At 45.3% G+C, this 16,482-nt stretch carries 7 protein-coding genes; 2 read left to right on the top strand and 5 right to left on the bottom strand.

Going from position 1 to position 16,482, the window contains the following annotated elements:
• Positions 1-31 precede the first annotated feature (31 nt).
• The 4 genes from QUB64_RS02205 to hetZ form a co-directional block, all read right to left on the bottom strand.
• On the bottom strand, positions 32-1,468 hold the full coding sequence (locus QUB64_RS02205) for a hypothetical protein (RefSeq protein WP_333266054.1): 1,437 nt from the start codon (positions 1,466-1,468) through the stop codon (positions 32-34).
• 438 nt (positions 1,469-1,906) lie between these two features.
• The gene (locus tag QUB64_RS02200) at positions 1,907-4,273 is read right to left on the bottom strand and encodes a transglutaminaseTgpA domain-containing protein (protein ID WP_333266053.1); all 2,367 of its coding nucleotides are present in this window, start codon (positions 4,271-4,273) and stop codon (positions 1,907-1,909) included.
• A gap of 384 nt (positions 4,274-4,657) precedes the next feature.
• On the bottom strand, positions 4,658-5,734 hold the full coding sequence (locus tag QUB64_RS02195) for a hypothetical protein (protein ID WP_333266050.1): 1,077 nt from the start codon (positions 5,732-5,734) through the stop codon (positions 4,658-4,660).
• Positions 5,727-6,908, bottom strand: a complete 1,182-nt coding sequence (hetZ, locus tag QUB64_RS02190) for a heterocyst differentiation protein HetZ (protein ID WP_333266048.1) — start codon at positions 6,906-6,908, stop codon at positions 5,727-5,729. The genes QUB64_RS02195 and hetZ overlap by 8 nt, the downstream gene beginning before the upstream one ends.
• A 542-nt stretch (positions 6,909-7,450) precedes the next feature.
• Here hetZ and QUB64_RS02185 point away from each other — a divergent pair.
• Positions 7,451-7,915, top strand: coding sequence for a hypothetical protein (locus QUB64_RS02185; protein WP_333266046.1), 465 nt, complete (start codon positions 7,451-7,453; stop codon positions 7,913-7,915).
• Positions 7,916-8,186: 271 nt separating this feature from the next.
• On the opposite strand, the gene sds is transcribed toward QUB64_RS02185, so the two are convergent.
• Complete coding sequence (gene sds, locus QUB64_RS02180; protein WP_333266044.1) at positions 8,187-9,158, bottom strand: solanesyl diphosphate synthase; 972 nt, start codon at positions 9,156-9,158, stop codon at positions 8,187-8,189.
• A gap of 1,192 nt (positions 9,159-10,350) precedes the next feature.
• On the opposite strand from sds, the gene QUB64_RS02175 reads away from it, so the two are divergent.
• Positions 10,351-16,434 carry an AAA family ATPase gene (locus QUB64_RS02175; protein WP_333266039.1) on the top strand — a complete coding sequence of 2,028 codons (6,084 nt, stop codon included), beginning with the start codon at positions 10,351-10,353 and terminating at the stop codon, positions 16,432-16,434.
• Positions 16,435-16,482 lie beyond the last annotated feature (48 nt).

The raw sequence follows: 16,482 nt of genomic DNA, 5'->3' as shown, positions 1-16,482 counted from the left end.
CAACACAGGAACTGTAAAGTTTTGTTTCAAATTATTCAGCAAGTAACTCCATCACTTCGTCAGGCGTAATGCCGTAAATAGCAGCTAATAATCTAATACATTGTGCGTCGCTTCCTATTTGCTTGAGTACCTGGATAGCGCTACTTAAAGGAATAGCTTCTTTTGTAAATCGAGTCAACAAATCAATTGTCGTTTTGGTATTAGCTCGCTTCTTGTAAGTGCCTTCGTTCATCTGCGTTGAATGTCCCAAATTTTTAGCTCTTGTTTCCTGAGACATCCCCGCCATCTGACCGTTGAGATTAGCCAAGTGACGTAAAGCGTGAGACTGAGTAAAACCTTTATTCCATCTTTTCAAAGTAGTCCAAGCACGGCGACTATATATACCAGCAATTGTTTGAGGGCTATCTGACAATAAACAGATTTTAGGTAGTTTACCAGACTTAATTCCTAAACGCTCTATCAAGTCAGGATGAGTCGGCGCTAACATCGGTACGCACAGCCGGTAGCCAGTCTTAGTTGTTGTATCTAGTGATGTTTTGTCGCCTACTACAGCAATCATTCTCACGTTGTCTGACTCGGTCAGCGCTTGAATAATAATTCCATCCTCTGTCTTAAATGATTTGTCAATGTTTTGAATAGCAAAGACTTCGTGTACTCGAAAACCATACACCACTTGCATCGAGAACACCCACAGCCAACAGCGTCGCTGCTCTAAATCGTATCGTTTATTACCAAGAGGGACATCTAAAACATCTTCACAGAATTTAAGAAATTCGTCAATAGATACTGATTGCAGGTCTTTCCTAAACTCCGTTTGTCTTCCGTCAATCTCCTTCAGACGAGCGAGTATATCAGTATTGCCGATAACTTCAGCTAACTTTTTCATGGCACACAAGCAGTTCTTAAAACACTTACTGCCTTGTTTTTTACTATTGATTATTGACAGAATGTCCGTTAAATTGACAACCGTGTTCTGTGGTAAAAGCTTGTAATCGTGACCGTAAACGGCATCCCAAGTATTCTGCTGGCTAATACTACTTTTGTCGCGCTGGTGACGGCGTTTAGTACGTCCATCCCAGTAATCTTTCTCTACTTTTGCTATTGCATCACCAAACGTCATCAAATCATTTTTGATGATGTTTTTTTCTAAAATCGTGTCATCGTACCACGCTAAAAACTGAGACTCGCTAGAGAATGAGCTTAGAGCATTAGCCACTAAATGAGCTTTTCTTGTGGCGTCAGTAATACCCTGCATCGTCAGATAGCACCCGCAGGTCTTGTTGACCCGCTTGTTACCTAACTTGAACTGAAGTGTTATATAACCTCCACTAGCTTTGCTGTCTCTTTTGATCCCTACTCCTTTAGGGCATTCCTTCTGGGCTTGTTTGAAATAGTCCAAAATCCGCTCATAGCCGATAAGGTAGTCGGCGGTAGTGTTTGCTGTGACTGAATTAAACTTTTCGCTCATCTTTCGCTCCCAGCTCTAAAGTGTTGAATTTGCTTGCTGTATAGACCATACATCAAGTAGCTCAGTCTTCGCTCAAGTGTAAGACAGGACTTTCAGAGTGAGTAGAGAAAAGCGCTAGGATGGCGGAAAATCGTGATTTGAAGCCTAAGTGTTAATTCAACTCCTTTTATCCGCATCGCTTTCTAAGGCTTATGGTTACTCCATTGAGGTGTATGAGTAAATCCCGGGTTAACGGTTTCCACTCATATCATGTCCGAAGAGAATAACCACAATACAATTGGTTTGTAGTGAGGACTTTAGTCCTCTGATTGATGCGGACTAAAGTCCTCACTACAAACCCTAATACAATTGGTTTGTAGTGAGGACTTTAGTCCTCTGATTGATGCGGACTAAAGTCCTCACTACAAACCTTTATTTGAGGTTGTGCGTCTTGAACTTTTAAAACCACCGCTTTTTGAGTTTCTTTAAGTGCGATCGCCTTAAATTATCCACCAACCGCCGCAATTGATCCATATTTCCCGCTTCGCCGCCATACTTCCACCGCACGTAAGCTTGCGAAACTTCCTCAATTACCTCCGCTTCATCAGTTGCATGATGGCCGCGCATTGCTTCAGCATACTCCAAAGGCGTTTGAGCTTTCTGCTTGGCAAATCCCCGGCTCGCCAAATCCTTCAGCATTTGCTGATAAACCCCTTCCACCGGCGGCAATTTCCCTAGCCAGCGACGGTAGCGCCACTTGCGCCACCCTTCCCAAATTAACCAGCCAATGAAGCCAAAGCCGATCGCACTAATCAACCCAGTAAATAACCCCACCCAACCCTTAGCAAATTGTCCCAGAAACCAGCCCAGAATCAAAGTTATCCAGCCAATCACAAAACCGATAACTGAATCCAGCCCGCTTCTCAGAGGAGTCGGTAGCCAACCCGCGATCCACTTCCAAAACGATTCCAGCGCGCTAAAAGTCTGGTTGTCTTCCACCGAAGGTGGAATCAGCGGATAACCGGGAATCGGATTAAAACCAAACCAGCCGTATTTGGGAAAATATACCTCCGTCATTAAGAAAGCGTCGGTATTTTTCACAACATACAAACCAGTAAACGGGTTGAATTCTCCCGTATCGAAACCGCCAGCCATTCGCGCCGGAATCCCGATCGATCTGAGCATAATTGTCAGTACCGTCGAAAAATGATCGGGATATCCGCCTGTAACTTTTTTGCCATCCTGGGTGTTTTTGTAGCCAAACAGAAAACCCTCGACTAAATCTTCACTTTCCTCTAAATAAGGCAAGGCTTTTACAAGTTTGTAATTCGGGTTTTGCTTCAAATATTGAGCTAAGTACAAAGCTTTTTCGTAGGGAGAATCGATCGCCCTATCCGACTTAGCTACTCTAGTTCTCGCCAACAAAATTTCTTCAGTTTTTTCTCGCACCTTCTGGGCAATTTTCGGCGGCACATCCAAATAGAACTTGCGAATATTTTTCGGGTAATCAGTACCAGTTTGACCCAACAAAGAGCGATCGCGAAAAGGCACATTAGAAATCACCGTATAAGTCAAACCTTCCGCCAATTCCACAGGCGATCGCAAACCGCCCTCCGCATCCACCGCCACATCCTGCGTCGGAAAATAGAGTTCCTTCGGCTTAGCCAAAGCCGGAATTAAATTCGGCAACTGAGCCACAACAGTATAACTTTGAATCACCTCTTGAGTGCGAGGCGCATTGGGATACGGATTCAGATAAAATTGATAAGACCAGCGAGGTCTATTCACCTTTTGAGCTTGTTCGTTGCGAGAAATTTCCCAACCCTGGCCCGTGTATTTGTCAAAGCCCAACACCCGCCAAAAACCCGCCGCCTGCGATCGCACGCGCATCACCACTTGGGGTTTCATTTCCCCCCGCAAATTCTGATTGATGCGCTGGTTGAAACCGTAATAAAAAGTAGAGTCCACCTCTCCTGGCCCTTTGTCTGGGTTTCTCCCCCTTCCTCCGCCAGTTCCTTTTTCATTTCCCCCTCTGACATACCCCGGATTTAAAATGCTGCGCGAGTCAAACTCCCCCTGATATTGAATGGGAGCACTCACCGGAAAAGTCCGCAACTGATAGCCCGGGAGGCGCGGCAAAAACGCAAAAATAGTCAGCCCCAACCCGACAGTTATCAGCAACAGCCAACCAAAATATTTGGGGGATAGAGTAGCAGCAAATAGTGACCAATTCTTATTTTTGGCTGCACCTTCTGCTTTCTGCTGACTACCTTCTGCTTTCGACAGTCCCAAGCGCGATCGATAATCCAGCACCAAAGTCGGCAGCGCTAAAGCCAAAAACACCAACAGCAACGGCCCAAAAGTCAGCGTTTGACTGATAGTCGCCGCTACACTCAACAGAATCAGCCCGATGACGATCGAATAGCCCAAATCCTTGCGGCGGGGCAAATCGAAGCTGTGCAGCACTTGAATGTTGATTAACAGTTGCGCCAAAACTAACCGGGTATCGTTCAATTCTCCTACCAAGCGGGTAAAAAAAGCGAACAGCGCCACCAGCATGGCAATAGCTATGCAGAACTTAGCAGCTACATTGCGATCGCGGCGGCGGTACCAACTCCAAGTTGCTCCCACAATGCTAACAGGCACAGCCCACAGGTTCAGGGGTTCTTCTGCGGCAACGTCAGTAGCCACAATTCCCACAATTACCAACAACTGAACTAGGATTCGCAGCAGTAAAGAATCCTCAATCACCGGCGGAGGCATGGCCTCAATCTGCTCCCACAGCTTACCTAAAACAGGTATCTTTCGCAGGTTATCAGTTGTCATGTGCACCCATCCTAGTCAGTCGATTTTAGATTTTAGATTTTAGATTTTAGATTGACTCCACAGATAAATCAAGGAGAAATTCAACTAATATCTAAAATTTCTGGCTTTCCACGAGATAATTCAGTTTATTCTAGATTTTAGATTGAGTCCACAGATAAATCTGAGAGACCTTTAACTAAGATCTAAAACTTTTGGCTTTCCACTACTAGAGAATTGAGTCGCTTTTAGATTTTAGATTGACTCCATAGATAAATCTAGGAGAGATTCAACTAAGATCTAAAACTTTGGGTTTTCCACGACCGAAGTCGGGGGATTGATTGTGTTTGTGTGTGAGGTCAAACCACAGAGTAAAAACCTACATAATTTACTCTAATTTTATTGGTTTTAGTTGCTATCTTGTCCTGACAAAATTGGACGAATAGCAAACATCAGAGGTCTGGTCTCGAAGTTTTGGAATCGAACTTCTAAGGCATAAGTCTTATCGGGTTGCGGGTCAAACAACTCCACACTTAAATGCCCGGAATTTGGACGATGTGCAGTTGCTTCGGCATCTCCTGCCGTGAGTTCCAAACTTCCTCCCCCTGGAAATTCGCACTCAACTCTTAAACACGGCATTGGTTGTTCTGTATTGCGGTTGGACAGGTATTGAGCTTGCAGAGTCAGCGAGCCCAAAGCCGTCAGCCACTCCCGCGAAACCGGCGGCTGATTTACAGGACAATTTAAAGTTAGAGACTCAATGATTTCTCGGGCGGCCAACAGCGACATTAGCATTTGTTGATCGGTAGTTGCCGCTTCGTAATTCGGTAAATCTTCTACTTCTAAAGCTGTCATTCCTCTGGCAGCACCCATGAGTACGAAACCAGCTAATTGGTTGAGTTCCTGAGACTGGCCCGGAAACAAGCTATCTACAGCGCGAACTAACTTCGAGCCTTCCCGCAGCGACGACATTACCATTTCCTGACAAGGTTCTAGCAGTTGAGCAAAAACCCCTTGGCCGATCGGAATTGGCAGGCGACCCCATCTAATATTTTGTAGTTGGGGAGTCCAGATGTGTAGGGGGGGAACCCATTGGGGGGCTACATCGTCTGGGTAGTCGTGGTCGTAGCTTTTGATTTCTGTTTCCCAGGGGAACAGCGGCGGGTTAGATTCAATGGAGGCTCTAAGCCTTTCTTTTAACAAGGTCTGAAAACGGTCTTGCACGGTCGGTATGTCTCCAATAGTCAGCGGTTGTGCGGGTGCATTGCTGTGCGCCCCCACTTGATAATCCAGCGGGTCTGGTTCGTCCCATTCCCAGTATTCCACCCCAGAATTGTCTTCGGTGTCGCCCCACTCTTCTGAGAGATGGGGCCCATTGAGGTTGTCATCATCTTCGCTAGAGGTATTCGCGATTGGCGCCTGCAATATCCAGTCTAAAAAATGGCGCTCGAAAGCCTCTGCATCCCTGTTCGTTTCGTTATTCATCACTAGATGCCCCTTCTCCGGAATCTGAACGATTTCGCAATTCCCAGGCAAGTTCGAGTAATTTAAACCACCGTTTCTGTACCTGGGCTACCGTGCTGCCGAGGGTTTGCGCGATCGCTGACTCTGACAGACCCTGTTGCTTCAACTTTAACAAACGCTGCCCCTCTGGGCCAATTTGCTCGCCAAAAGCCTGCCATTGAGAAGGCAGCAAACCCAGATTTCGATCTAAGTCTGCTTCCAGCCACTGGTGAACCAGTTCCCAGCGGTGCGACATGGCGAACCTGAGCAAATGGTACTTGAAGCGCTGCTGCAAATAGTCTCTTTTGCGGGGAGTTATGCCCAGAAGCGACTCTATTTCATTAGTCGGCAAGTCTTGCAAGCGCAATATGAAATAATCGGCGCATTCTTGTTGGTTGCGCTCTTTTAAATACGCCACTAATTCGTCAATCACGTTTTGCCGCAGAGATTCTGACTCGTCGCCTTGGGGGCGAATTGCTGATGAACCCTGTCCGGCCATCGCTTCCCGCACCGAGTGCACCGAGGTGTCGTTCCAAGTTTGGTCGGAATCTGAAGCCCCCCCGTCGGCGGCTTGTTCCATATCTACGGAGGTTTCTTTGGGCTGCTGCTGGGAAAAGGTTTGGGCCCGTAAAATAATTAGTTGCTGGCTGCGGTTCCGAGGTAAAGGAATGCGCCGCTTGCCGAAACGCTCTACAAATGCCATGTACTCTGCTAATTCTAAGCGAGTGCGGGGACTGTAGGTGGGTGGCAGTTGGGTTTCCCGCCGGAATGCCTTTAAAGCTTCCAGATAAAATCCTTGCAAGAAATCTTTGATCAGTTCCACTCGCGCCTGATAGCTAGACTGCACCTGGGGAGGGGTGATGTAGCGATAGACGATCGCGCTGAGGGTACTGTGCAATTCTACTCGCCCGGGCCCGGAGCCTAAATTGTAATAGTGGAGGCATTGTTGCAAGCGGTGCTGAGCTAGGCTCTGGGCTGACCCCTCTATGTCTCCGGAGTCTTGAATCCGTTGACTTTCTGTGCATATCCTGGTGACTTCTGCTGCGAGTCGCCCTGCTACATCTTGGCAGTTCTGCTCAGACGCGCGAGTGGACTTTTTGAGTTCGTCTAACAGCAGTTGAAATATGGTTTCCACGCTCTGGCAGATTTCCCGCATGATGGTTTACAGCTCACATTGAAATTAGCACAGTTAGTACCAGTATGGATAAATCTTTTATACCGCTACTTTACCCGGTATTCCCGGCACAGGACAAACTGCAATGCCCTCGATCTCCTGTTCCACAAAAACACTGAGGACTGCTTTTTTTTGATCTGTCCCGGAGGTACCATCCGCCACAAACCAGCTTTAACCAGCGGTTTTTGGTGGCGAGGGCGAGATAATTTTTAGCAGAAACCGATTTTTTTGCGTCCTGGACTATAAATAATGTTGTATCAGCCACCGAAACTCGCCTTAATTAAATCGAGCATGAGGCAGGAGCTTGTTAGATTTGAAGGCTAAACCGTCAATTTGTCTAAAAAATGCGGAAATTTTTCTCAAAAACGCTATATTTGGGTATATGTTTAATATTTATTAATCATATTCATGGGGTTTCAGATTTCGCATTTTACATTATTATGGGGCAGTCCTGGTTAATATATACTTGGACGCGCACCTGTTACCGTGAAATTCTGAAACTCAAATCTCAAATTAACTGACTGATGGATTTAGACCAACAGATTCAAGCACTGATCGAGAAAGCTCCGCCAGACGGTTCGACCCCACAAATCTTAAAGGCGATCGCCCCGGCGCTAGTATTAATTGCCCAACAGCTACAGCACCTCGAATACTCGATCCTGCAAGCCCTAGACCAAAGTTGGGCGATCGTGGTTTTGAGCAATCTCAAGCAACCGGGACGGGAAAAGAAGGTGATTTATGCTTTTCCTACTTTTCAAGATGCGTCCTCCGCTGCGGCGGCTGCGGGCGATCGCGTCAGACCCGTGCCTTTGCCTGTTACTCACATTTTATTTCAAATGATCGCTCTTGAAGGTCTCGACAGCATTGTTTTTTTTGAAAATCCCGGCAATCAAGAAGTCGGTACCGAAATCCCTCGCCAGCAAGTGCAGGACTTAATTAACGTTTACTTGCAACAGTATCGATCGGCTCCACCGTCGGATATTGCATAAATATAGCCTTTCTAAAGGGCTCGCTTGATATGTCCAGCAATCGGGAATCGGGAATCGGTAATTGGTAATTGGTAATCGGTAATTGGTAATTGGTAATCGGTAATCGGTAATCGGTAATCGGTAATCTGTCATCGCTCGCGCTCTCGGGAACTCCATTAAGAAGCGCTATAACTCAATTTATGATGAATTGGTAATAGGGAATTCCCCATTACCAATTACAAATTACCAATTACCAATTACCAATTCCCCGTAAACTGTAATTTTTTCACCTCTAATAAAGCCGGCTCAAAACGTAATCTGCCAAATCAATCAAGGCTTGGCGGGACTCTGAATGGGGCAGCGCAGCCAAGTATTCGACAGCTTTCTGTGCGTGATTTGTGGCTAGTTCTCGCGATCGCTCTATGCCCCGAGAATCTGCTACCAGTGCCAGGGCCTGCTCTAGATCTCCTTCTTGGGCGAACTCGCGTTCTATCAGAACTTCCAAATAAGGCTTTTCTTCTAGGGCAAATAGCGCTGGTGCTGTCAGATTACCGCTGACTAAATCCGAGCCTGCGGGTTTCCCTAAAGTTTCTGTTGAGGCGGTGAAATCCAATATATCATCTACTATTTGGAATGCTAAACCAATGTTGCGACCGTAGTTGTACAAATCGTCTGCTATTTCCGCTGAAACCTCGCTCAAACAGCCCGCTGCTTTAGAACTGTTGGCAATTAAAGACGCTGTTTTGTAATAACTTTTTTCTAAGTACGCTTCGATCGACAAACTGGTGTCAAATCCATTTAGTCCCTGTTGAATTTCCCCCTCAGCTAAATCCATAATCACTTCTGAAAGCAGTTTGACTACTGGCAGGTTGTCCAGATTTGCCAAATGCCAACTCGATTGAGCAAACAGAAAATCTCCCGCCAATACTGCCACTCGGTTGTTAAACCGACTGTGTACCGTCGGTACTCCCCGTCGCAGATCCGACTCGTCCACCACGTCGTCGTGGACTAGACTGGCGGTGTGGATCATTTCTGTGATTTCCGCGAGGCGGCGGTGTTTTTCTGTGATTGGACGATCGGGCATCGTCGCCTTGGCCATCAACAAGACTATTGCGGGTCTCACCCGTTTTCCCTTTGTGCCGAATAAGTATTCCGCAGCCGCGTACAAGATGGGATGACGGGCACCCACTAACTGTTTCAAGTTTTCTGTCAACAGTCGCAGGTCTTCTTCAACCGAGGAAAATAGGAGAGTGCTAGAGATCATGGATACGCCGACTCAAGCCGTAAAGTAACAAAATTTTACATATCATATCTTTATTTTAAGGCAATTCTCTGCAATAGGGAAGAAAAATCTAGCCGATCGGCAGTTATTTGTCATCTGCTACGAGCTAGGAGTCACCCCACTGCCTCCGGTGAGTGGCCCGCTGGCAGAGGCGTTGCCCCTATTGTATCGAATTGTTAAGCACACTGCCCAAAAATATGTAAATCCCAGAAACCCTGTGTTATTATAGGTATTAAGGATTTAAACAATTCTATACATTAAGTACAGGCTGTATTTGAGCCTGGCTGGCAGGTAGCTTTCAGATGCCTGTAATAGTTTCGTAGAGCCAGCCTTGTTAGTCGATCGCAGCGAAAATTTCTGGGACAGATTTTGAGTTCCTCGTGGCTAAAAATTTTCAGGAGTTAAGACTAGCGCATGAGATGTGCACGGCAGCTCAAAGCAGCTAAAGTGGATGGTTTTACGCTGTTCAAGCATCTGTAAAGCAGTAAATCATGACCGACCCTGCCCAAAAACGGGTACAAGTCCCCTCCAAGCGTCGTGGAGATCCCAAAATTTTAGATCGAAGTTCCAGCTCCCAGATTCATCTGTGGAGTAAATCTAAAATCTAAAATCTAAAATCTAAAATCGATTGACCGGGGACGGCTAAATGTTCCCGCGGGCTTGATATGGAAAAGCAGCCTTCAGAACCAAGGCACGGTCTTGCGTGCTGACTTAATGTAGTAGGTCTTGAACTTGTCCCCTCCTCCTCCTAGTCCTTGACTTTTGGTTCTAATTATGATTTATCGCGATATTCCTCTAATTATTCCCATTCTAGCCGCCGGTTATGTAATGACTATTTATATAGTGCTGATGTTGGCCGAACGTAGCTCTAAAATAACTCGATTGGGCGAGTAGTACCCCGCGAGGCTGCCGAATCCGACCTCGCCCGCAATGGACTACTCGCTCAGAATTCCGAATATTCAATCATAACCCTGCCTTGAATGCTTGCGCACAAAGGCAGGGTTATATGATTTGAGATTTTCCATTTTTCGATTTGAGACTGAAGATTTGCGAATGGATGAAGCTCGTGGTTTAGAGCTTACAGCAAGTCTGAGAATATTTGTGGTGATAGCTGCGAACACATATCAGTCGTTACACTAAGATAAACGCTGCTGCTCCCTAAGATTCTGCGGTTATGCTCCACTTTCCAGGCTACAAAATTTTCAGGAAAATCTATGAAAGCGATCGATCTCTAGTTTACCGGGGCGTGCGATCGGCCGACGGCCAGCGCGCAATCTTCAAGATACTCAAGCAAGACTACCCCACGACCGCAGCACTCGCCCGTCACAAGCAAGAATATGACATCATCCGCAGCTTAAATCTAGCAGGAGTCGTCAAAGCTTACAGCTTAGAACAGTACGATCGCACTTTGGCGATCATTTTAGAAGACTTCGGAGGCGAATCTTTGAAAAGGTTTATGCACTCTGGCTCTTTTACCCTTTCCCAATCTCTCAGCTTCGCCATTCAAATAGCCGACATTTTAGGCGACATTCACGCAGCCAACATTATACACAAAGATATCAACCCTGCCAACATAATTTTCAATCCCAGCACCAACCAACTCAAAATCATTGACTTTGGCATTGCTAGCGTCTTCGCGCCCGAAAAATTAACCGAACAACCCACCCTAAAAAATCCCCATGTTCTAGAAGGCACTCTCGCCTATATCTCTCCAGAACAAACTGGCAGAATGAACCGCAGCCTAGATTATCGCACCGACTATTACTCTCTCGGCGCAACTCTCTATGAAATGCTGACTCGCCAACTACCTTTTGAAACCACCAGTGCCCTAGAATTAGTACACTGCCACATTGCCAAACAGCCAAAACCGGCCGCCGAAGTCGATCGATCAATTCCCGCCGCAGTTTCTCATATCATCGCCAAATTATTAGCCAAAAACGCAGAAGACCGCTACCAAAGTGCTTGGGGCATCAAAGCAGACCTAGAAGAATGTCTCAACCAATTAAACACGCGCGGTAAAATATCAGAAATATCCCTAGCAAGTCAAGATATTTGCGATCGCTTTCAAATCCCTCAAAAACTGTACGGACGCGAAACACAAATTAAAACCTTACTGGCAGCATTTGAGCGAGTCACCGACAATCGCCGGCAAGATCGAGAGCAAAAGCGGGTAGAAATCATGTTGGTAGCAGGTGATTCCGGTACAGGCAAATCATCGCTGGCACAAGCAATATACAAGCAAATTATCGAAAAGCAGGGCTATTTCATCACAGCTAAATTTGAGAGAGCGCAGCAAAATGTTCCTTATAGTGCTGTCCTCAAAGCTTTTCAAGAATTGCTCCAACAAATCCTCACAGAAAGCGAAGAACGATTTCAAGACTGGCGCGCCAAACTCTTAGCTGCTCTCATACCGAATGCTCAAGTAATTATTGATGTAATTCCAGATGTAGAATTAATTATCGGCAAACAACCTGCTGTACCGGAGTTAGATCGAGAGCAGGCTAAGAATCGTTTTAATTTAGTATTTATCCAATTTTTGCGAGTGTTTTGTGCCCCGGAACATCCCTTAGTTATTTTTCTAGACGATTGGCAGTGGGCTGACTCCGCTAGCCTAAAAGTAATTCAACAGATAGCAGCGGGTCCAATGGCAAGCCCAGCCGGCGAAAATCTTGAAGATTGCGAATCAATAACCGCTAGCAAATCATCTGTCCTACAGCCAGAATATTTATTGATTGTTGGGGCATATTGCGACAAAGATGTCAGTCCTGTTCATCCTTTGATGGTGGCTGCTGCTGAATTGCGAAAACAGGGAGCAACGGTCAATCAAATTACCTTGCTTCCGTTGGAAATAGCAGACATTACTAATTTGATTGCTGACACATTATCCAGCGACCAAAAATCAGTAGCACCCCTAGCGGCATTGGTGAGGAGGAAAACAGGGGGCAATCCTTTCTTTGTCAGCGAATTTCTGAAAATGCTGCACGCCGAAAACTTAATAACTTTTAGTTTCCCTAGCTGTCTGTTGACTTTTGATGCTAGCTCATTCGCAAGTTATACCTCAAAATCTGCCCATAATTGCGGGGAATTGCAAACCGGCTGGCAGTGGGATATTACTCAAATTGAGGAGATGGAAATTACCGATAATGTGGTGGAGTTGATGATTGGCAAATTGCAAAAACTGCCCGAGTCAACGCAGCAAGTTTTACGCTTGGCTGCTTGTGTGGGAACAGATTTTGACTTGCACCTGCTTTCAATGATTTGCGAAAAGTCTCCGCAGTTAGTGTTTGCCGAACTCAAGGCAGCACTGGAATCAGGTTTGATTTTACCCGTTTCTGAGGTAAATGCCGAGCTGTTAATTGTGAATTTTAAATTTTTGCACTATCGAGTACAGCAAGCCGCCTATGCTTTGATTGACGAGGATCAGAAAAAAATATTTCACTGGCAAATAGGTTGCTTGTTATGGGAGAATGCGGAGGAATCCTGGCTGACAGATGATATCTTTAAAGTAGTCGATCATATTAATATTGGCAGAGAATATGCTTTAAATTTAACATCGATATTTACTCAGGAGGAGCGAGATAAAATCGCTAATTTGAATTTAATTGCTGGCAAAAAAGCTAAGGCGGTGGCAGCTTATGCTGCTGCGGTTATGTATTTAACTGTCAGCACGAGATTGCTGGCAGATTCGAGCTGGACAAATCAGTACGAGTTAACTTTAAATATTTATGTAGAATCAGTTGAGGCGGCGTATTTTAGCGGCGAATTTGAGCTGATGGAACAATTAGCTGGGACTGTGCTGCTGCAAGGGAGAACCCTGCTCGACAAAATCAAAGTTTATGAGGTGAAAATTCAAGCTTATATCGTGCAGAGGAGACAGCTAGAAGCGATCGCGATCGCCCGAGAAGTGCTAGCACAATTTGGCGTAAGTTTTCCAGACAATCCTAGCGAGTTGAATATTCAGCGAGAATTAGAGCAAACAGCGGCAAAATTAGCCGGAAAGAAGATCGAAGACTTAATTAATCTGCCTGTGATGACATCTCCCGAACAACTAGCAGTAATGCGGCTCGCAGCAAGCATAGTTCCTGCGGCATTTCACTGCGCTCCTCAACTATTAGCTCCGTTGGTTTTGTCACAGATTAATTCATGTATTAAGTATGGAAATTCACCGCTTTCTGCCTTTTTATACGCAGCTTGGGGCGTAGTTATGAACTACGAATCTCAAGACATTGAATCGGCAAATAAGTTAGGCGAATTGGCTTTAAACTTAGCATCGATGTTCAATGCCAAAAGCCTCAGAGGCAAGATATTATATGTAGTAGCAGCTTGTATCGCTCACAGCAAGTATCATGTCAGGGAAACCCTGCCAATGTTCCGAGAAAGCTATCAAAGTTCGCTCCAAAACGGAGATTTTGAATTTGTCGGTTATTGTGCCCAACAAAAATCTCAATATGCTTATTTTGTCGGTCAAGAACTTACAAATCTTAAACGCGAAATTGCCGAGTCTAGCAACCTACTGGCTCAACTCAAGCAATCAATAAACTTACAATGCAATCAAATATTTCATCAAGCGGTGGTTAACTTGCTGGGTGAGGCAGATAATCCCTGCAATTTATCGGGGACAGCTTGTCAAGAAGAGCATCTGGTGCCGCTGCTGGCGAAAGCGAGCGATCGCACGGGAATACATTACTTTTATTTACACAAGCTCATACTGTGTTATTTGTTCGGGGATTTGTCCCAAGCACTGGAAAATGCAGGTAAATTTAGACAAGGTTTAACGGGAGGAACTGGTTTTTTAACTGTACCTGTTTTCCATTTTTACGATTCTTTGGCTGCACTAGCGGCGTATTCTGAGGCGGATGTATTAGAGCGAGAGATTCTGCTCAACAGAGTAGGAGAAAACCAAAAGAAAATGCAGAAATGGGCGGCACACGCCCCCATGAATCACTTGCACAAATTTCATCTGGTTGAGGCAGAGAAACATCGGGTTTTGGGCGATAATTTTCAGGCAATGGAAGAGTACGATCGCGCGATTGGTTTAGCGAAGCAAAACGAATATATGAACGAAGAAGCTCTCGCTCAGGAACTAGCCGCTAAATTTTATATGGGTTGGGGAAAAGATAAGATTGCGCGAGTTTATTTGGCTGACGCTCACTACTGTTACACTCACTGGGGAGCTCAAGCCAAAGTTGAGGATTTGGAAAAAAAATATCCGCAACTTTTAATCACAATTACCGCAGCAACTAGCATCACCAGCGACTGCGCTACAATTACTAATATTTCCCAGAGCCGCGATTCCAGCAAAAGTTTTGATTTGGCCGCAGTGATGAAAGCCTCTGGTGCGATCGCTAGCGAGATTGTGCTGGACAAGTTACTGACGAAGTTGATGAGAATTATGCTGCAAAATGCCGGGGCTGAACAGGGTTTTTTGATTTTGGAAAACAAAGGTGAGTTGCTGGTGGAAGCTGCGGGTAAAGTAGATGGCGCTCGCGTCGATGTTTTGCAGTCGATTCCCGCCGAAAAATGCCTGCCAGTTTCGATTATTAATTATGTCGCCCGTACCAAACAAAGTGTTGTAGAAGATTATGCAGCTAATAAAGGAAATTTTACACGCGATCCCTATATTATCAAACAGCATTCTCAATCTATATTGTGCGCTCCTTTGCTGAATCAAGGTCAATTAATTGGAATTATATATTTAGAGAACAATCTAACTACCAGAGCTTTTACTGATGACAGGGTAGAGGTTTTGCAACTATTATCAACGCAGGCTGCTGTTTCTATTGCTAATGCTAAACTTTACGCAGAAGTGCGGGAAAGTCAAAGCAAATTGACGCAGTTTTTAGAAGCTGTTCCTGTGGGAATAACTGTACACAATCCCCAGGGCGAGGTATCCTACATCAATCAAACCGGACAGCGGTTGCTCGGTCAAGTTTTTACGCCGTCAGCTACAGGTGAAGAGTTAGTCTCAGCTTCGGAAATTTATATTTCAGGAAGGGACAGCCCCTGTTCTGAACAACAACTGCCGGCTTTGCGAGCTCTCAAAGGCGAAAGTGCGATCGCCGATAATTTAGAAGTCCGCAGAGATGGGAAGATTGTCCCTTTGGAAATGCACTCGCAACCGATTTTTGACAACAAAAACAAGATTGTCTATGCGATTACGGCTTTCAGCGATATCACTACTCGCAAACAAGCTGACAAACTGGTAGCAGAGTACAACAGAACCTTGGAAATGCAAGTAGCCGATCGCACCAGGGAACTCTCGGAAGCCCTGCAACACTTGCAAGCAACCCAACAAGAGCTGATTCAATCCGAAAAAATGGCAGCATTGGGACAGCTAGTTGCCGGTGTGGCTCACGAAATCAATACTCCTCTGGGTGCGATTCGATCGTCTGTCGAGAATTTAGCCGATTTTTTCAATCAAAATCTGGCGGAAATCGCGGATTTTTTCCACAAAATGTCCCCTGAACGTTACTCGGATTTATTGACGCTGCTCCCCAAATCCCAGTCGCGGGCGATCGGCATTTCTAACAGAGAAAAACGCCAGTTTAAAAGAGCTTTGGTTCAGCAGCTATCAAACAATTTTGTGGCAAATTCAGAAACTGTAGCCGATACTTTAGTTGACATCGGCATTTACGACAATATTGAATCAATTTTGCCTTTACTGCAAGACCCCACCAGCTCGGATATTTTACAGCGAGCCTATCAAATTTCTACTTTGCAAAGAAGTACGAATACTATTATCACAGCTACAGATAGAGCAGCAAAAGTAGTTTTTGCTTTAAAAATATATTCTCGATCTAACTCTAGGGGAGAAAAGGTAATTGCCAATATTACTGAGGGGATTGAAACGATATTAACTCTTTATTACAATCAACTCAAACAGGGAGTAGAAGTTGTCAGAAATTATCAAGAGGAACTGCCTGAATTGCTGTGCTATCCAGACGAACTCAATCAAGTTTGGACAAATCTGATTCATAATGCTATTCAGGCAATGGACAATTGCGGAGTTTTAACAGTAGAAGTGAGAGCCGAAAATCAGACCCTGCTGGTGGGCGTCACGGATAGCGGCAAGGGAATTGCCCCGGAGATTTTGCCGCGCATATTTGAGCCGTTCTTTACCACAAAACCCGCTGGGGAAGGCAGCGGCTTGGGACTGGATATTGTTAAGAAAATTGTCGAAAAACATTCGGGTAAAATAGAAGTAACATCAGCGATCGGTAAAACGACCTTTACTGTGTCAATTCCGATCGCCGTTTAGGACTATAGCACAATACGCGATTGTTAACACTGTTTATTGCCCGGAGAT

Origin of the sequence: Microcoleus sp. Aus8_D2 (genome assembly GCF_036702665.1) — a bacterium.
Classification (GTDB): domain Bacteria; phylum Cyanobacteriota; class Cyanobacteriia; order Cyanobacteriales; family Microcoleaceae; genus Microcoleus.
Note: the sequence above shows the minus strand (reverse complement) of the source record. Positions and strands in the feature narration are given on the sequence as shown.